Consider the following 17,216-nt stretch of genomic DNA (forward strand, 5'->3'; position numbering starts at 1 on the left):
CGCAATCGCCGCGCGGCCGTCACGGCGGTGCGCGGCTTCGGAGAAGATCCAGATGAACCGGAACATGAAGACCGGCGCCGTGCGCGCCGTTGCCGCCGGTGCGCGGCGCCGCGCCTTGCGCGCGATCGCGGGCTCGGTGCTCGCGATCGGCGCGGGCCTGGGCCTCGGGGCAGGGGTGGCTGCTCCCGCGCGGGCGGCCGATGCACCGCAGGCCGTCACGCGCGTCGCGATGCTCGTGCAGCTGCGCGGCCCGAACCTGAAGGTCGACGAACGCATCGGCCAGCACCTCGGCGAACGCGGCTACGCGGTGCGCCTGATCGACGAGTCCTCGACGCCCGACGCGGCGCGCGACGCCGACCTCGTCGTGATCTCGTCGACGGTGTCGTCGAAGAACGTGCGGCCCGGCTGGCGCACGCTCGACAAGCCGCTCGTCACGTGGGAAAACGACCTGCTCGACGATCTCGCGATGACGGGCAAGCGTCACGACGTCGACTTCGGCGAAACGGGCAAGGAACGCTACCTGTGGCTCGTCAATGCGCCGCACCCGATCTCGGCCGGGCTGCCGGCCGGCGCGACCAGCGTGTACGGCAAGCAGGCGCCGATGAGCTGGGGCAAGCCGGGGCTCGGCGCGATCACGATCGCGACCGTGTACGGCCAACCCGACAAGGCCGCGATCTTCGCGTACGAGAAGGGCGCGACGATGGACTACGAAGCGCTCGCGCCGGCGCGCCGCGTGATGTTCTTCCTCGACAACGACACGTTCGCGAACCTGTCGCCGGCCGGCGTCGCGCTGTTCGATGCGGCGGTCGACTGGGCGGCCGGGCGGCGCTGACCGACGACGTCGGCGCTATGCCGCCCGCGGCGGCGCGCGCCGTCGTGACGCCGCTTCAATCAGTTGCGCGAGCTGCTGCGCCGGCTCCGACATCGTCCGCCGCGCGCGGTGCACGAGCCCGATGTCGCGGTGGAACGTATGGTGTCCAAGGTCGATCGCGCGCACGCCGGCCGGCCAGCGGCGATAGACGGCGGTCTGCGGGACGATCGCGACGCCGACGCCGTTCCCGACCAGCTTGACGATCGCGTCGAGTTCGTCGAGCTCACACGTGTCGCGCACCGCGAGGTGCATCTTTCTCAGGAAACGATCGACCTGGCGCCCGCCGAACGATGCGCGGTCGTAGCGCACGAACGGTTCGCGCGCGAGCAGTTCGGCCCAGTCGTTGCCTTTCACGCCACGCGGCACGATCAGCCGGAACGGTTCCTGCGCGAGCGTCGTCCAGTGCAGGTCGCTCTGCAGCGAAAACGGCGGCCGGATGATCGCGGCCATATCGATCTCGCCCGCGTCGACCCGGTTGACCAGCTCGATCGACAGCCCCGGTATCACGCGCGTGCGGCACGCGGGATGCCGGCGATGGAAATCGGCGAGCGCGGCCGGCAGCAGTGCGCTCTGCACCGACGCGATCGCGCCGATCGTCACGCGCGCGGCGGCCGGCGAGCCGGGGGCCGTCGAGCTCAGGTTCTCGTACAGGCCGAGCAGCGCCTGCGCCTGGCCGAGCACGTGATGGCCCATTTCGTTGAGCCGCGCCGACCGGCCCTGCCGGTCGAACAGCGCGAAGCCGAGCTCGGCTTCGAGACGCTGCATCTGCGCGCTGACGGCCGCCTGCGTGAGCCCGATACGGTGGCCGGCCGCGGCGAACGTGCCTTCCCGGGCGACGGCGACGAGGGTTCTCAGTTCGCGGATCATTCATCAATTCCATTTGTGAATGACGAAACTATATATTGATTTGATTTTCGATCGCCCTTGACTACCATGGTGCCGTCCTCGCGCCACGCGAGCGTTCCATCACGAGGCAACCATGAGTCTTTCCCCGTTTCACCTGGCGATCCCGGTCTACGACTTGGCGGCCGCGCGCGATTTCTACGGCCGTGTGTTCGGGCTGGCGGAGGGGCGTTCGAGCGCGCAGTGGGTCGACTTCGACTTCTACGGGCATCAGCTCGTGATCCACGAGCATCCGAAGACCGCATCGCAGGAAGGCGCGCATACGAACCCGGTCGACGGTCACGACGTGCCGGTGCCGCATTTCGGGATCGTGCTCGACTGGGCAGGCTGGGAAGCGCTGGCCGAGCGGCTGAGATCGTTCGGCGTAACCTTCGTGATCGAGCCGTATGTGCGCTTCCAGGGGCAGGTCGGCGAGCAGGCGACGATGTTCCTGTTCGATCCGTGCGGCAATGCACTCGAATTCAAGGCGTTCCGCGATATCGGCCAGTTGTTCGCGAAGTGACGGGTGGCGTTGTCGGCACCGATTGAAATTGGGTGCGAGAATGCGGCCTTCGGCCCGGCCGCGCACCTGCGCACCGGCCGGCGCCGCGCGCCGCACGGCATCCGCCCGTGCGCGCCGTTCTCCAGGGAATCCGTATGGACAGTTACATCGCTCCGGTGGAGCTGAAGAAGGCCTACCGTCTCCTCAACCACGGCCCGACCGTGCTCGTGTCGGCCCGCCACGACGGCGTCGACAACGTGATGGCCGCCGCGTGGGCGTGCGCGCTGGACTTCCTGCCGCCGAAGCTGACGGTCGTGCTCGACAAGTCCGCGAAGACGCGCGAGCTCGTCGAGCGCAGCGGCACGTTCGTGATCCAGGTGCCGACGGCCGCGCAACTGCAGCTCACGCACGCGGTCGGCAGCCACAGTCTCGCCGAGCGTCCGGACAAGCTGCGCGAGGCGGGCGTCACGCTGTTCGACGTCGAAGGCCACGACCTGCCGTTCGTCGCCGGCTGTTCGGGCTGGCTCGCGTGCAGGCTGGTTCCCGAGCCGCACAACCAGCAGACCTACGACCTGTTCATCGGCGAGGTGGTCGCGGCGTGGTCCGACACGCGCGTGTTCCGCGACGGTCACTGGTATTTCGAATCGGCCGATCCGGCACTGCGCAGCCTGCACTACATCGCGGGCGGCAATTTCTATGCGATCGGCGAATCGCTGCACGTCGATCCGGACGCGCAATAAGCCGAACCCGGCATCACGCGCGGGCGGCCTCTCCCGATCCGGGCGCGCGGTTCACGCGCGCTTTTTCAATTCCGTCAGCATGGTTTCCGCGAACGCCTGCGCGACGCGCGGCAGCGTGCGGCCGCGCTTCGTGACGAGCGCGATCGGCCGCACGAACGCGGGATCGTCGATCGGCTTCGCCACCAGCTCGGGCTCCGCGCGCACCTCGCGCGCGGTCGCCGGCAGGATCGTCACGCCGAGCCCGCCGCGCACCATCGCGACGGCCGTCATCATGTAGGTCGGCTCGCACGCGATGTCGGGCGTGCAGCCGGCCGCGTCCAGCGCGGCATCGACGACGCTGCGCACGCTCGTGCCCTGCGCGGTGAGCACGAGCGGCACGGCCGCGACATCGGCGGTGCTCACGCGGCGCTTGCGCGCGAGCGGATGATCCTTCGGGCACACGGCGACGAGCCGGTCGGCGCCCGCATACAGCACCTCCAGCGACGCATCGAACGTGTCGCCGCCCGTCAGCCCGAGATCGGCCTCCTCGTTGCGCACGAGCGCGGTGACGAGGCTCGCGACGCCGTCGCGGATCTCGAAGCCCGCGCGCGGCACGTCGCGCCGGAACGACTGGATCAGCTCCGGCAGCACGCTGGACGCGAAGGTCGGCAGGCACGCGAGCCGCACCGTGCCGCTCGTGCCTTCGCCGAGCGCGCGCGCGTCGCGCAGCACGCGCTCCATGTCGTCGAGCGAACGCTGCAGCAGCGGCAGCAGCTCGCGCCCGGTCTGCGTGAGCGCGACGCTGCGGCTGTTGCGGTCGAACAGGCGCGCGCCGACGATTTCCTCGAGCCGGCGGATCTGCACGGTCAGCGCCGGCTGCGACAGATGCAGCCGCGCGGCGGCGCGCGTGAAGTTGCCGGCGTGCGCGACGGTGACGAACGCGCGAATGTCGCGAAGATTCAGATCCATAACGGTTCGTGATTGCTGCGATCAAATCATTTCAATTGTGCTATCGCTGCGCCGACCTTACGCTCGTCTCCAACAAAAGACAAGGTAGGAGACACGGATGCTGCCGTTACTCGGGCTTGGCACGATCGTCGTGCTGCTGGCCGCGATTCTGTCGAAGCGGATGTCACCGCTCGTCGCGCTGATCATCGTGCCGATCGCCGCATCGCTGATCGGCGGCTTCGGGCTGCACACCAGCAAGTTCGTCGTCGACGGGCTGAAGGGCCTCGCGCCCGTGGTCGGCATGTTCGTGTTCGCGATCCTCTATTTCGGCACGATCACCGACGCCGGCACGCTCGACCCGATCATCGACCGCATCCTGCGCGCGGTCGGCACGCGGCCGACGCGGATCGTGATGGGCACGACGCTGCTCGCGCTGCTGATCCACCTCGACGGCTCGGGCGCCGTGTGTTTCCTCGTGACGATTCCGGCCGTGCTGCCGCTGTACGACCGGCTGAAGATGGACCGGCGCGTGCTGGCCGCCGCGGTGTCGATGGCCGCGGGCATCAACTTCCTGCCGTGGACGGGGCCGATGATCCGTGCGTCCGCTTCGCTGCACCTGCCGGTGTCGGCGCTGTTCAATCCGCTGATCCCGGTGCAGGCGATCGGGCTCGTGTTCGTGTTCGGCGTCGCGTACTGGCTCGGGCGGCGCGAGGAGAAGCGGCTCGGCCTGTCGCGCGACGATGCGTCGATTCCGTTGCCGACCCGCGAGCTGACGCCCGACGAGCAGGCGCTGCGCCGGCCGCACCTGTTCTGGTTCAACCTCGTGCTGACGCTCGTCGTGCTCGGCACGATGGTCGTGATGGGCGAGAAGATCCCGCCGGCGATCATGTTCATGGTCGGGCTGTGCATCGCGCTGATGGTGAACTACCCGGACGTCGACATGCAGAGGAAGCGCATCGACGCGCATGCGCGCGCGGCGCTGATGATGGCCGGCATCCTGCTCGCGGCCGGCGTGTTCACGGGGATCATGCAGGGCAGCGGGATGCTGAAGGCGATGGCGCAGGCGGCGGTCGGCTTCGTGCCGCCGTCGATGGCCGGCCACATCCCGGTCGCGCTCGGCCTCGCGTCGATGCCACTGAGCATGCTGTTCGATCCCGATTCGTTCTACTTCGGCGTGCTGCCAGTGATCGCGGAGGTGGCCGGCCAGCTCGGCGTGCCGGCCGTGCAGGTCGGGCAGGCCGCGCTGCTCGGCCAGATGACCACCGGTTTCCCGGTCAGCCCGCTGACGCCCGCGACCTTCCTCGTCGTCGGCCTGTGCGGCATCGAGCTGGCCGAGCACCAGAAGTTCACGTTTCCGCTGCTGTTCGGCGCGTCGATCGTGATGACGGTCGCGTGCGTCGTGCTGGGCATCTTTTGATTTTCACCGGCGGCGCACCCGCCGGACGACGACGGTATGGACATGACAGCAAAGCAACCTGAACGGCGCGTGCGCATCGGCGCGGGCGCCGGCTACTCGGGCGACCGGATCGAGCCCGCGGTCGAGCTGGCCGAACACGGGCAGCTCGACTATCTCGTCTTCGAATGCCTGGCCGAGCGCACGATCGCGATCGCGCAGCAGGCGCGGCGCCAGGACCCGTCGCTCGGCTACGACCCGCTGCTGGACGCGCGGATGCGCGCCGTGCTGCCGGTCGCCGCGCCGAAGGGCGTGCGCATCGTGTCGAACATGGGCGCGGCGAATCCGCGTGCGGCCGCACGGCGCACCGCACGGATCGCGCAATCGCTCGGCGTCGCCGGGCTGAAGGTCGCGGCCGTCGAAGGCGACGACGTGCTCGACGTCGTACTGCGCGGCGCGTTCCGCTTCGAGGAATCGGGCGACGACGTCGCCGCGTATCGCGACCGCATCGTGTCCGCGAACGCGTATCTCGGCGCCGCGCCGATCGTCGATGCGCTCGCGGCCGGCGCGGACGTCGTGCTGACCGGGCGCGTCGCCGATCCGTCGTTGTTCGCCGCGCCGCTGATCCATGCGTTCGGCTGGCGGATGGACGACTGGGACACGCTCGGGGCCGCGACGGTCGTCGGCCACCTGCTCGAATGCGCGGGGCAGGTGACGGGCGGTTATTTCGCCGACCCCGGCTACAAGGACGTGCCGAACCTCGCGCGGCTCGGGTTTCCGATCGGCGAAGTCGCGGCGGACGGCTCGGTCGTGATCACCAAGGTGCCGCACGCGGGCGGCCGCGTGAGCGCGGCGACCTGCAAGGAACAGCTGCTCTACGAGATACACGATCCGGCGCGGTACCTGCAGCCCGACGTCGTCGCGGATTTCACGCAAGTCACCGTCGCCGAGGAGGCGGCGGACCGCGTGCGCGTGACGGGCGGGCGCGGCACGGCACGGCCCGACACGCTCAAGGTGTCGGTGGCGTATGTCGACGGCTGGATCGGCGAAGGCCAGATCTCGTATGGCGGCCCGGGCGCGCTCGAACGCGCGCGTCTCGCGCTCGGGATCGTCCGCGAGCGGCTGGCGTTGACCGGCGTCGCCGCGACCGAGCTGCGCTTCGACCTGATCGGCGTCGATGCGCTGTATGGCGACGCGACGCCGGCCGTGCGCGGCGAGCCGGCCGAGGTGCGTGTGCGGGTGGCCGGCCGCGCGGCGAGCGCCGGCGAAGCGGCGCGGATCGGCAATGAAGTCGAGACGCTCTATACGAACGGGCCGGCCGGCGGCGGCGGCGCGTTCAAGTCGACGCGCGAGGTGATCGCCGTGCAGTCGGTGCTGCTGCCGCGCGCGGCCGTGACGCCGTCGTTTTCATTCGTGGAGGCATGATGCAACTGCGTGAACTCGCGCATGCGCGCACCGGCGACAAGGGCAATACGCTGAACGTGTCGGTGATTTGCCGCGATCCGCGCCATTACGATCATCTGCGCACGCATCTGGGTGCCGATGCGGTGAAGGCGTGGCTCGCGGGTATCGTGCACGGCGACGTCGTGCGGTACGAACTGCCGGCGCTCGGGGCATTCAATTTCGTGCTGCGCGATGCGCTCGGTGGCGGCGTCACGCGCTCGCTCGCGCTCGACGCGCACGGCAAGTCGGTCAGTTCGGCGCTGCTGGCGATCGAGGTGCCGGAGCCGGCGTGACGGGCATGACGGATGGCGCCGCCCGGGCGGGCGAGCCCCGTCACGGAATCAGCAACTCGCGAAGCCCGTCCGCATGCTCGATACGTTCGCCGGCGATGTGCAGGCGCTGGTCCCTGCGATAGTCGTAAACCGCGCGCGACGCGGCGAGCTGGTCGAAATCGAGCTCGATCGCGTGGCGCGATTCGCCGTTGCCGGCCTCGAAGATCAGGTTGCCGAACGGATCGGCCGCGAGGCTGCCCCCCGCGAACACGACGTCGTGCGTGCTGCCGCCGACGCGGTTGGCGACCACCGTGAACACCTGGTTCTCCATCGCCCGCGCCGTTGCCGACGTGCGGTGGACCGGGCGGTACGGTTCCATGTTGCCGTCGGTGATGAGGATCAGCTCGGCGCCGAGTTCGGCGAGCGCGCGGCCGGTTTCGGGGAATTCGTTGTCGTAGCAGATCAGCAGGCCGATCCGCACGCCGTGCCATTCGATCGTCGCGTAGCGGTCGCCGGGCAGCACGACGCCATGCTCGCTTACCCACAGGTGCGTCTTGCGGTAGCGCAGCGCGATGCCGTCCGGCGTGACGAACACGGTGGTGTTGTAGAAGCGGCCGCCGTCGTTCTCGATCAGCCCGACCACGACGGCAACGTCGCGCGCGCGTGCGGCCGCGATGACCGCGCCGACGCTCGGGCCGTCGAGCGGCTCGGCGCATTCGGCCAGGTTCGACGGATCGAGGAAGCCGGTGAGCTGCGCTTCCGGAAACATCACGATGTCGGTGCCCGGCGCGCAGGTCGCGATCGCGTCGAGCGTGCGCTGCAGGTTGTAGTGCGTGTCGCCGTCGCGGCCGGCGAGCTGGACGATGTCGAGCTTCAGTTTCATGGGCGATTTCGGTGGGCGGGGCCGGCGCGGCCGGCTCCGCAACGTTGGACGTCGGAACGCCCGAGTATGCGCCGAACCGCCGGTTTTCCCATCCCGCCGGCGTGTTAACCCGTCGGGGGTATTGATCCCGCGTACTGTCGCCGGCCCGGGCTCAACTTTTTTTGCCGGTCTGACCAGTCGAACCTCAAGTTGCATCGCGTGCGGTCGTTAAGGACGGTTGAGTGCCCATTTGACCAACCGAAAACAACGCGGCAACCGGAGATCACCGTCATCATGCTGTCATCGATTCGCGCCCGGATTCTGGCGACCTGCGTCGCCATCGTGGTCACGGCCCTGGCCGTGACAGGCGGCCTTGTGTACTACGTCGTCAAGCAGCACAACGACACGACCATCGACCAGAACCTGCAGTCCGTCCTGACCGGCCACGCGCTCGCGCTCGACGAGTGGGTCGCGAGCCGCGCGCAGCAGACCCAGGCGCTCGCGGACACGCTGACGCCGGGCGAAGGCGATCCGCTGCCGGCGCTGACGCTGCTCGGCAAATCGGGCGGTTTCCAGGTGCTCACGCTCGGCCTGCCGGATCGCACCGCGTATTCGAACGTCCCGCTCGCGGCCGGCTACGATCCGACCGCGCGCCCGTGGTTCAGGCAGGCGGTCGACGCGGGCCGGCTCGTCGTCACGGCGTTGTACCGCGACGCGTCGACCGGCAAGCCCGCGTTCGCGTTCGCCGCCCCAATCGTTCGCGGCGGCACGCTCAAGGGCGTGCTCGCGGCGAGCCTCTACATGGAGCGCGCGAGCGCGATCGTGGCATCGATGCATCCGACGCCGTCGAGCTTCGCGTTCCTGGTCGACAGGAGCGGGCGCCTGATCGCGGGCGCGAAGACCGATCTGATCATGAAGCCGGCCGCCGAGCTGTCGCCCGAACTGACGCCGGAGCGGCTCGCCGGCCTGCAGACGGCGACCGAACCGGTGGCGATCGACGTGGACGGCGTGACCAAGCTGCTGCGCGCGCGCCCGATCGCCGGGACGGACTGGTCGCTCGTCATGGCGCTCGACCGGTCGGACGTGACGGCCGGCATGCGCGCCGTCGCGACGACGACGCTCATTGCGATCCTCGTCGTCGCCTGCGTCGCGGCGGCACTCGTCGGCGCATTGACGAACGCGGCATTCAAGCGCGTGCTGCTCGTGCGCGACGCGCTGACCGACGTCGCGAGCGGGAGCGGGGACCTGACGAAGCGGCTGCCGGCCGACGGCGGCGACGAGGCCGCGCAGATCGCCCGGGCCTTCAACCTGTTCGCCGAAAAGATCAGCGCGATCCTGCTGCAGATACGCGGATTCAGCGAATCCGTGAGCGTGGCGAGCGCGGAGATCGCGCAGGGCAACCAGGACCTGTCGAGCCGCACCGAACACGCGGCATCGAGCCTGCAGGAGACCGCGGCGGCGCTCGAGGAGATCGCCGGCACGGCGCGCAACTCGGCCGACGCGGCCACGCAGGTGAGCCGGCTGGCGGAATCGGCGTCGGGCGTTGCCGTGCGCGGCGGCGAGGTGGTGAGCGAAGTGGTCGCGACGATGGACGAGATCACGAAGGCGTCGGCCGAGATCTCGAACATCATCGGCGTGATCGACGGCATCGCGTTCCAGACCAACATCCTCGCGCTGAACGCGGCCGTCGAGGCGGCGCGCGCGCACGAGCACGGGCGGGGTTTCGCGGTCGTCGCGGGCGAGGTGCGCACGCTCGCGCAACGCAGCGCGGTGGCCGCCAGGGAAATCAAGCAGTTGATCCAGTCGTCCGTCGAGAAGATCGAAGGCGGATCGGGGCTCGTGAAGACGGCCGGCACGACGATGGACGAGATCGTCGAGGGCGTGCGCGGCATCACGAGCGTGATCGCGGAAATGACGGTTGCGGCGAACGAGCAGAGCACCGGGCTCGCGCAGGTGAACCAGGCCGTGTCGCAGCTCGATCACTCGACGCAGCAGAACGCTGCCCTCGTCGAGGAGTCGGCTGCGGCCGCCGCGCTGTTGCGCGAGCAGGCGGCCCAGCTCGCGCAGACGGTCGGCGAATTCAAGCTCGCGGGTGCGCACCGGGGCGCGACGGCATCGGCGTCGGCATGATCCGGCCGCGGCCGCCGAAGGCCGCCGCAAAGAGGCACGCAGGGCGGCGCAAACGGGCGCGACGGAGCGCGCTATCCGTCGGTCTGCGCCTTCAGGAACAGTGAAAACAGTTCCGATTGCGAATTGATCGCGAGCTTCCCGTAGATGTTGCGCCGGTGCACCTTGACCGTTTCGGCGGAAATCGACAGCTTGTTCGCGACTTCCTTGTTCGAGCAGCCGCTGAGGATCAGCCGGATCACGTCGAGTTCGCGCGCGGTGAGCGGCGTGCCGAGCCGCGCCATCGCCTGCTCGAAGCCATCGTGCGCGCCGGCCCGGCGCGGCGCCGCTTGCTCCGCGGCGGCGGGCTCGAACGCGAGCCGCTGCCGCATCAGCCCGGCCACCCACGGCCGGATCAGGTCGAGCAGCGCAACCTGCCCGGGGCTGAAGCGTCGTTTGCTGCCGAGCGACAGGCACAGCGTGCGCGCATCGTCGAGCACGACGTTGAACTGCACCTCGTCCTCGACGACGTTGTGCGTGAAATAGAGCGTGTAGTACTCGGTATCGCGAAAGCATTCGGGCGCGACGTCCGACAGCCGGAACAGGCCGCCCCTCGGCGCGTCGCGGTTCGCGATGTAGAACGGGTCGAGCTGGTACAGGCCCTGCACGTAGTCGCGGAACAGTGGGTCGGGGCCGCCGCCTTCGTACGGGCATTCGGCGAACACCTGCGGGCGGCCGTCGCCGAAGGTCAGCACGACCCAGCTGTCGACCGCGACGTATTCCTCGATCAGCCGGATCAGCGCCAGCCAGAAGCCCGGCTGGTCGAGCGACTCGATGAGCCGCCCGACCGAACGATGCCACGCGACGTCCTGCAAGGTGAGGTTCATGCGGTTTCCGGGTCGGCGGGACCGGTCGGCGCGCGTCGCGCCGTCGCACCGTGCGCATCGACCTGTCCGGGGATGAAGAACGAGATCGTAACGCCGGGCGACGCGAATGGCGAGGCCGCGCACGGCCACCGTCTCCTGATAAGCTATCGCGATTCCGAGATGGAGAAGTCGATGACTCCCAGCGCCAATACAACTACAAACGCCCATTCCAATATCGATATGACGACGATGCCCCTGACGGGCCAGCCGCTCGACACACTGATGAACCGGCTCGAAGCCGATCTCGAGGAAAGCGATTCGAGCCGCGAGAGCGACCTTGCGGCACGACTGCGTGCGCAGCCGTTGCGTGCCGATTCGCTCGACGCGATCGCGCGCCTGCACACGCTGTGGATGCACGCCGGCGATCCGGCCGCCGCGCGCGCCGTGCTCGACGAGGACGGCGCGGGCGTGCACGACGCGGCGCCGCCCGAGGCGCGGCCCGACATCCGCATGCAACTCGCGCTATACCGGCTGCAGGTCGCCCGGCACCTGGGCGAGAACGACGCCGTCACCCAGGCGATCGGCCAGATGCACGACGTCTTGCGCACGTCGCCGACGCTCGATGCCGATCGCTACGTCCGCGCACGCATTCTCGATACGCTCGAATTCGACCACGCGGAGCATGCGCTCGACGCGATCGAACTGCGGCATGCGCTGAACCGCGCGATTGCCGACCGCGCCACGTTTCGCGCGTGGGACGACGCGAACCGGCAATGCCTGCGTGCGTGGGCGCTGCGGCGTCTCGACCGGGCCGACGACGCGCGTGCGGCGGCCGAGGCCGCGGTGGCTGCGATGGCATCGGCCGGCGCGGACCAGGACATCGACGCCGACGACTGGCTGCGGATCGGCCGGGCGATGATCGAGATCGCGCCGCTGCAGTTCGACACCATTCGCCAGGCCGTCGAGTCGCGCATTGCCGACTGGGCGCTGCCGCCGCGCCGCGAGGCCGAGGTGAGGCTGGCGCGGCTCGCCGCGCGGGCCGCACACGCGCAAGGCGATCTCGCGGGCGCGCTGGCCCGTTGCGAGATGGCGCGCCACAGCCTCGAATCGGATGGCAGCGACGACTTCATCGAATACGAGCTGCCGTGGCTGCTCGAGGCGGGCCGTTTCGACGACGCGGGGCGCCGGGCGTTCTTCCACGTGTACCAGATCGAAAGCAGCATGCTCGACCGGGTCGGGCAGATCATCCATGCGCGCCTGGCCGAGCCGACCGACACGTCGGTCTGGTGGCCGCTGTGCGCGATGCGCGCAGCGGGTTTCCAGCCGACGCTCGAGCGGCTCGTCGAACTCGGCGCGGAAGGGCCCGACGCGCTGGCCGCGCGTTCGCCGACCCATGGCGAGATCTTTGCCGCGTTCGGCTCGCTCGAAGGCGACGCGTTGCGCTACGCGATCGCCGACGCCGCGCGCGAGGTCGCACTGCGGCGCGCGCCCGGCCATCCGTGGATCGCGCGGCTCGCGGCCGTCTACGACGGTGAAACCGGCCGCATCGACGCGACGACCCAGGCCGCGCGCCTGCTCGCGGCCGCGCAGGAAGGCGAGATGTACGACAACCGCACCGGGTTCATGCTGACCGATGCGCGCATTCGGGCGCTGGGTGTCGCCGCCGCGATGAAGCTGCCGCCGCCGCCGCTGCGCAGCGGCTTGTGGAGCTACGGCTACGCATGCTCGATCGAGGACAGGGCCGAGGAGGCGATCGACGCGCTGCCGGCCGCGGAACAGGCGCCGGTGCGCGCCGATCTCGAGCGCCTGAAGATCGCCGCGTACGAGCAGGGCCGCGCCTGCATGGAGCGCTTCTTCGAGACGGGCAACGGGCATCCGTACGATGCGTGCGCGCACCTGTATTCGATGCTCTGCAACAACCTCGCGATCCTCTATCGCGGCGAGGAGCGCTACGACGAAGCGCTGGTCCTGCATCGCAGCGGGATCGCGGCGAGTTCGTTTGCCGAGCATTACGACGGGGTGCGCTATGTGCTCGCGTGCCAGGAGAAGGATGAAGAGATGCTCGAAGCCGCCGAGCAGCTGTGGCACTACGCCGCCGAATACGGCTACAGCCGGCACGAGCCGAACTGGTATGTGCGCGACGTGGTGCGCGCGCTGTACCGCGTCGATCGCTGCAACGAATTGCCGATCTGGCTCGAGCGCCTCGTCGGCTGGCAGCGCGAGCACGACCAGCTCGACGGTAGGTTGCCTAACGAGGCACTGATTGCCCGCCTCGTGTTCGCGGCCCACATGTCGGAGTCGCATCCGGACCAGGCATCGGCGCTGTACGACGCCGCGCGTGCGCAGGCCGACGCGTCGCGCGATCTGGACGTGCTGCTCCGGGCCGCCGACGCGGCGTACGAACTGGGCCGCCAGCCGGACGCGAAATATTTCTACGAACGGGTGCTCGCCGGCAACCGGCACGCCGCCGAACCGCTCGACCTGAAGATGGACGTGATCGAGCGGCGGATCAGCGAGGCCGGTGCGCCGCCCGCGGCGCCGGGCGCGACGACGGCCGCGCCGGGCAAGCGCTGGTGGAAGTTCTGGCAATGACGGCCGTCGGTCGGCGGGCCGGCTATGCGCCGCGCAACGCGCTGAACGCCGATGCGCTGAAAGCGGCGATCGCCGCGCGCAGCACCGCGCGAGGCGATGCCGACGCGGTGCGCGCGTGGCTGCTCAACCATTTCTACCGGCACGTCGTCGCGAACTTCGAGCCGGCACGCACGATCGGGTCGCTCGACGACGCGCGGCAGGCGCTCGGTAACGCCGCGCTGCCGGCGTGGGTCGCGCGGCGCTTCGGTGCGGACGCGAAGACGATCGGCGAGGCCGACGCCGGCAGGCTGGCGCCCGTCGTCTGGGTCGACCCGGGCGATCCGCAGCTTCTCGCGCTCGAAACCACGCTCGTCGAGTTTCTCGAGTCGCGCAAGGGGACCGGGCTCGAGGGCAAGCTCGACCGTGTCAATTGCCCGCAGGCGCTCGCGATGTGGGAACGCGAGCATGCGGAGATGGCGGCCCGGATTGCGCGCGGCTGGCGCGAGAGCCAGCCGGACGCGCTGCGCACCTGGTGTGAAACCGAGAACGGTCGCTTCGTCGAATTCCTGCCCGACAGCGCGCTGCTGCGCGCCGAAATGGCGTTCGAGAGTTACGTGATGCGCCATTGCCTCGGCCAGTTCGCCGACCGGCAGGCGCTGGCGGGCGGCTACGGCGGGCGCTACGCGGAAGCGATCGAGGCGCGCACGTTGCGGCTGCTGAGCTTCCGGGACGCGAGCGGCCAGCCGCACATCACGATCGGTGTCGCGGTGCGCGCGGACGGCGGCCTCGACGTTGATCAGGTCAAGGGCAAGCAGAACCGGCCGCCGGTCGAGCGCTATGTCGACGACGTGCTGGCGTGCCTGAATACGCTGGGGACGACGGATAACACGCCGCCCGACTGCATCGCGCTCGGCGTGGTCCATACGGCGTCGGGGTGGTGCAGGATCGAGGACGTGACGGATGCCGCGTCGCAAGCACGGCTCGTCGCGCGCCATCCGCAATTGTTCGCGCGGCTCGCCGAGCCGACGCCGACCGTCGAGTGGCTGGTCGCCGCGCGGCAGCCCGAACTGTTGCAGGCGCGGCCGCCGCGTGCCGGCTCGGTGCGTTACGCGGTGCGCGCGACGCTGGCGCCCGCGGTGCCGTCCGCGCAGCGGGACGACACACGGCCCGCCTTTGCAACCGAGAACGTGCGCTGGCCCGGCTACGACGCGCCGCATGGCGCCCGTGCCGGCGAATGACGGGGCAAAGACCATGACATTCAAGCTGATCGTCGCGTTGTTCGTGCTGTGGCGTATCGTGCGTTACTTCCGCCGGCGCGGTGCGCGCCATTCGACCTTGTCCGCCCGCAAGCACTGGGCGCTGCTGCTCGCGCATCCGTACGTGGAGGCGACCGGGTTCTCGGGTTTCGACGATGCGGATACGAGCCACCTGAACGACACGTCCCGCAAGTTCCTGCGCGCGCAGATGCTGCATCAGATGGAGTTGCGCACCGACGCGACGGACGACGATGCGCGCGCGCACCTCGCACGCGTGCTCGAGACGCAATGGTTTCGGGCCGACCTGCATGCGCTGCAACCGACCGACGACCCGCGTGCCGCACTCGCGTTCGCCGGTGCGCGGATGGCGTTCCTCGCGCGCGTGGCGATGCTGATGGGCTGGACCGAGCCGGACACCGCCTGGCGTGTGCTGTTGCTCAACGCGCAGCGCGCGCAGGATTGTTTCGACAGCTGGACGGATTTCGGTAGCGCGTATATCGCGGGCCGCAAGCAGTGGGTGGCCGGGTTTCGCGCCGACCCGTTCGGCAAGGCGTTCGACGACGCCACGCTGCAGCGCTGGCTTGCGCCGGGTGACGGTGCGTGGGGGCGGGCGGCATGGCCGGGGCTGGCGGCGTTCGATCCCGAACCGGTCGCGCAAGCTCGGTGACGCGTTGATGCCGCCGGCCGTTCACTTCGCGTACCGCATTCCGTTCCCGCCGATGCCGACATGATTTCATCCGTTCATCCCCTGTTGCGGCGCCTGGCGCTGTCCGTTGCGTGCGCGGTGCCGGCGTCGGTGCTGCCGGCGACGGCGCAGGCGGTCGAGCCGGTCGCGGCCGACCGCCTGCTGCGCACGTTCCTCCACGACCACTACGGCAACTGGCGCGCGGACCGCAAGGGCTGGCAGTCGGACGCGGGCGATTTCGTCCATTCGCCGTGCGGGTCGCTGCGCGTCGCGACCGCCGACGGCCCGCGGTATCTGCTCGCGGTGTGCGGCGAGACCGAGGCAGCCGTGCAGGACGGCATGCCGGGGATGGATTCGGACGGCACGACGGGCACCATCGACCTGTACGTGCTGAAGCCCGTGGCGGACGGCAGGGCGCTCGAGCCGGTGGTGAAGAAGACGGATATCGCGTCCGGCAAGCGCGGCGAGCCGGGTACGGTGCGCATCGAGCGGTACGGCCCGCACCTGTTCGGCTTCACGATCGGCGACGGCGTCACGCTGCAGGGCTATACGATGGCGATGCGATCGATCTGGCTGCCGGTCGGCAACGCGATCGTCGAGGCGGCGGCGCGCATCGACGAAGCGCTCGACAACACGGGGTCGCTCGATTGCGGGAACGCGAAGTCCCGTTGCGAGAGCCGCACGTTTTCGATCGTGCCCGACACGACCGGCACCGGCGACGTCTATCCGTTGACGGTCACGGAAACGGGCTCGCGCGGCGACAAGGAGATTCACGCGCGCTACACGGTGAAGTTCGACGCGGCACGCGGCCGCTACGTGGTGCCGAAGGCATTGCGCGCAGGATACTGACCGTTCGCGCGAAGGAACGGGCGGCGCGGTGCCGCCCGCGCGTCACACGTACAGATACCGCACGAGGTGGAAGAACACCGGCGCGGCGAAGCAGATCGAGTCGACGCGATCGAGCATCCCGCCGTGGCCCGCGATCATCGAACCCCAGTCCTTGGTGCCGAGCGAGCGCTTGACGGCCGACAGCACGAGGCCGCCGACGAAGCCCGCGATCACGATCGCGAGCGAGATCCCGAACGCGGCGCCGAAACTGAACGGCGTCACGCGATACAGCGACGCGCCGCACAGCGTCGCGAGCAACCCGCCGCCGACGAAACCCTCGACCGTCTTGGACGGCGACAACTGCGGCGCGATCTTGCGGCGCCCGAACAGCTTGCCGACGACATACTGCAGCACGTCGCTGATCTGCACGACGAACAGGAAGAAGAACAGCAGCAGCGCGTTCTGTCCCGTGTAGCGCGGAATGTCGAGGATCAGCACGGCCGGCGCGTGGCTCAGCCCGTACACGCACACCATCAGCGCCCAGTTGATCTTCGCGTTGCGGCTCAGGAATTCGCGCGTGTCCTGCGTGAGCGCCGACACGAGCGACATCGCGAAGAACAGGTGCACGGGCACGAAGATCGAGTACATCCCGTACCAGTTGATCCCGAGCAGCAGGTATTGCACGGGGATCGCGACGAAGAACGCGATGAACAGCGTCGTGTGGTCGCTCGCGGTCGTCGGCGTGAGCGTGATGAATTCGCGCAGCGTCAGGTAGGACAGCACCGCGAACACGAGATACGTGACGTTGTTGCCGAGGCTGATCGCGATGACCATGATCGCGATCATTGCCCACCACGCACGGATGCGCTGGTTCAGGTTGACGATGGTCGCGCTCGTGCCGCCGCTGCGCGCGCCGAGGATCGCGCCGATCACGGTGGCGATGACGAGCACGCCCGTGACGCCCGCGACCAGTTCCCAGAAGAGAGTTCGCATGGGGGATATCCGGAAAAGG

At 69.4% G+C, this 17,216-nt stretch carries 16 protein-coding genes; 11 read left to right on the forward strand and 5 right to left on the reverse strand.

The genetic code is table 11. The annotated features are described in order from the left end of the window. Positions 1-52: 52 nt before the first annotated feature. Entirely contained in the window at positions 53-832 is a 780-nt protein-coding gene (locus tag PQB87_RS07270; protein ID WP_027787803.1) for a hypothetical protein, read from the forward strand. Positions 833-847: 15 nt separating this feature from the next. On the opposite strand, the gene PQB87_RS07275 is transcribed toward PQB87_RS07270, so the two are convergent. Next, on the reverse strand, positions 848-1,738 hold the full coding sequence (locus PQB87_RS07275) for a LysR family transcriptional regulator (protein ID WP_060060837.1): 891 nt from the start codon (positions 1,736-1,738) through the stop codon (positions 848-850). A 112-nt stretch (positions 1,739-1,850) separates the two neighbouring features. On the opposite strand from PQB87_RS07275, the gene PQB87_RS07280 reads away from it, so the two are divergent. Beyond that, positions 1,851-2,276 carry a VOC family protein gene (locus PQB87_RS07280; RefSeq protein ID WP_226144838.1) on the forward strand — a complete coding sequence of 142 codons (426 nt, stop codon included), beginning with the start codon at positions 1,851-1,853 and terminating at the stop codon, positions 2,274-2,276. A 134-nt stretch (positions 2,277-2,410) separates the two neighbouring features. Then, entirely contained in the window at positions 2,411-2,995 is a 585-nt protein-coding gene (locus tag PQB87_RS07285; RefSeq protein ID WP_489242759.1) for a flavin reductase family protein, read from the forward strand. A 51-nt stretch (positions 2,996-3,046) separates the two neighbouring features. On the opposite strand, the gene PQB87_RS07290 is transcribed toward PQB87_RS07285, so the two are convergent. Next, positions 3,047-3,943, reverse strand: a complete 897-nt coding sequence (locus tag PQB87_RS07290; RefSeq protein ID WP_027787799.1) for a LysR family transcriptional regulator — start codon at positions 3,941-3,943, stop codon at positions 3,047-3,049. Between the two features lie 97 nt (positions 3,944-4,040). On the opposite strand from PQB87_RS07290, the gene PQB87_RS07295 reads away from it, so the two are divergent. The 3 genes from PQB87_RS07295 to PQB87_RS07305 are packed head-to-tail and all read left to right on the forward strand — an operon-like array spanning position 4,041 to position 7,051. Continuing rightward, positions 4,041-5,339: a CitMHS family transporter gene (locus tag PQB87_RS07295; RefSeq protein WP_124673299.1), complete on the forward strand. Its 1,299-nt coding sequence runs from the start codon at positions 4,041-4,043 to the stop codon at positions 5,337-5,339. 42 nt (positions 5,340-5,381) lie between these two features. Continuing rightward, entirely contained in the window at positions 5,382-6,740 is a 1,359-nt protein-coding gene (locus PQB87_RS07300; RefSeq protein ID WP_059855206.1) for an acyclic terpene utilization AtuA family protein, read from the forward strand. Further along, positions 6,740-7,051, forward strand: coding sequence for an AtuA-related protein (locus PQB87_RS07305; protein WP_027787796.1), 312 nt, complete (start codon positions 6,740-6,742; stop codon positions 7,049-7,051). Before PQB87_RS07300 ends, PQB87_RS07305 begins: the two co-directional genes overlap by 1 nt. Positions 7,052-7,091: 40 nt before the next feature. Here PQB87_RS07305 and PQB87_RS07310 read toward each other — a convergent pair whose 3' ends face one another. Beyond that, positions 7,092-7,913 carry a carbon-nitrogen hydrolase family protein gene (locus PQB87_RS07310; protein ID WP_059497879.1) on the reverse strand — a complete coding sequence of 274 codons (822 nt, stop codon included), beginning with the start codon at positions 7,911-7,913 and terminating at the stop codon, positions 7,092-7,094. A gap of 273 nt (positions 7,914-8,186) precedes the next feature. Here PQB87_RS07310 and PQB87_RS07315 point away from each other — a divergent pair, with 273 nt between their 5' ends. Next, positions 8,187-10,022 carry a methyl-accepting chemotaxis protein gene (locus tag PQB87_RS07315; RefSeq protein ID WP_059682183.1) on the forward strand — a complete coding sequence of 612 codons (1,836 nt, stop codon included), beginning with the start codon at positions 8,187-8,189 and terminating at the stop codon, positions 10,020-10,022. A 71-nt stretch (positions 10,023-10,093) separates the two neighbouring features. Here the strand turns inward: PQB87_RS07315 and PQB87_RS07320 are convergent, their stop codons facing one another. Further along, positions 10,094-10,885 carry a response regulator transcription factor gene (locus PQB87_RS07320; protein WP_489242760.1) on the reverse strand — a complete coding sequence of 264 codons (792 nt, stop codon included), beginning with the start codon at positions 10,883-10,885 and terminating at the stop codon, positions 10,094-10,096. A 219-nt stretch (positions 10,886-11,104) separates the two neighbouring features. On the opposite strand from PQB87_RS07320, the gene PQB87_RS07325 reads away from it, so the two are divergent. The 4 genes from PQB87_RS07325 to PQB87_RS07340 are packed head-to-tail and all read left to right on the forward strand — an operon-like array spanning position 11,105 to position 16,225. Continuing rightward, positions 11,105-13,456: a hypothetical protein gene (locus PQB87_RS07325; RefSeq protein WP_489242761.1), complete on the forward strand. Its 2,352-nt coding sequence runs from the start codon at positions 11,105-11,107 to the stop codon at positions 13,454-13,456. Then, on the forward strand, positions 13,453-14,673 hold the full coding sequence (locus tag PQB87_RS07330; RefSeq protein WP_489242762.1) for a hypothetical protein: 1,221 nt from the start codon (positions 13,453-13,455) through the stop codon (positions 14,671-14,673). Before PQB87_RS07325 ends, PQB87_RS07330 begins: the two co-directional genes overlap by 4 nt. Before the next feature lie 13 nt (positions 14,674-14,686). Further along, positions 14,687-15,358, forward strand: a complete 672-nt coding sequence (locus PQB87_RS07335; RefSeq protein WP_059682260.1) for a DUF1266 domain-containing protein — start codon at positions 14,687-14,689, stop codon at positions 15,356-15,358. Between the two features lie 60 nt (positions 15,359-15,418). Further along, positions 15,419-16,225, forward strand: coding sequence for a topoisomerase IV (locus PQB87_RS07340; protein WP_489242763.1), 807 nt, complete (start codon positions 15,419-15,421; stop codon positions 16,223-16,225). A 42-nt stretch (positions 16,226-16,267) separates the two neighbouring features. On the opposite strand, the gene PQB87_RS07345 is transcribed toward PQB87_RS07340, so the two are convergent. After that, positions 16,268-17,197: a phosphatidate cytidylyltransferase gene (locus PQB87_RS07345; protein WP_059682191.1), complete on the reverse strand. Its 930-nt coding sequence runs from the start codon at positions 17,195-17,197 to the stop codon at positions 16,268-16,270. Positions 17,198-17,216: the final 19 nt, after the last annotated feature.

This window comes from Burkholderia sp. KL41 (genome assembly GCF_057005415.2).

Coding starts and splice junctions, on each gene's coding strand:
- PQB87_RS07295 (WP_124673299.1), top strand. CDS start 4,041: ATGCTGCCGTTACTCGGGCTTGGCACGATCGTCGTGCTGCTGGCCGCG.
- PQB87_RS07300 (WP_059855206.1), top strand. CDS start 5,382: ATGACAGCAAAGCAACCTGAACGGCGCGTGCGCATCGGCGCGGGCGCC.
- PQB87_RS07280 (WP_226144838.1), top strand. CDS start 1,851: ATGAGTCTTTCCCCGTTTCACCTGGCGATCCCGGTCTACGACTTGGCG.
- PQB87_RS07285 (WP_489242759.1), top strand. CDS start 2,411: ATGGACAGTTACATCGCTCCGGTGGAGCTGAAGAAGGCCTACCGTCTC.
- PQB87_RS07340 (WP_489242763.1), top strand. CDS start 15,419: ATGATTTCATCCGTTCATCCCCTGTTGCGGCGCCTGGCGCTGTCCGTT.
- PQB87_RS07315 (WP_059682183.1), top strand. CDS start 8,187: ATGCTGTCATCGATTCGCGCCCGGATTCTGGCGACCTGCGTCGCCATC.
- PQB87_RS07305 (WP_027787796.1), top strand. CDS start 6,740: ATGCAACTGCGTGAACTCGCGCATGCGCGCACCGGCGACAAGGGCAAT.
- PQB87_RS07275 (WP_060060837.1), bottom strand. CDS start 1,738: ATGATCCGCGAACTGAGAACCCTCGTCGCCGTCGCCCGGGAAGGCACG.
- PQB87_RS07310 (WP_059497879.1), bottom strand. CDS start 7,913: ATGAAACTGAAGCTCGACATCGTCCAGCTCGCCGGCCGCGACGGCGAC.
- PQB87_RS07320 (WP_489242760.1), bottom strand. CDS start 10,885: ATGAACCTCACCTTGCAGGACGTCGCGTGGCATCGTTCGGTCGGGCGG.
- PQB87_RS07290 (WP_027787799.1), bottom strand. CDS start 3,943: ATGGATCTGAATCTTCGCGACATTCGCGCGTTCGTCACCGTCGCGCAC.
- PQB87_RS07270 (WP_027787803.1), top strand. CDS start 53: ATGAACCGGAACATGAAGACCGGCGCCGTGCGCGCCGTTGCCGCCGGT.
- PQB87_RS07345 (WP_059682191.1), bottom strand. CDS start 17,197: ATGCGAACTCTCTTCTGGGAACTGGTCGCGGGCGTCACGGGCGTGCTC.
- PQB87_RS07325 (WP_489242761.1), top strand. CDS start 11,105: ATGACGACGATGCCCCTGACGGGCCAGCCGCTCGACACACTGATGAAC.
- PQB87_RS07330 (WP_489242762.1), top strand. CDS start 13,453: ATGACGGCCGTCGGTCGGCGGGCCGGCTATGCGCCGCGCAACGCGCTG.
- PQB87_RS07335 (WP_059682260.1), top strand. CDS start 14,687: ATGACATTCAAGCTGATCGTCGCGTTGTTCGTGCTGTGGCGTATCGTG.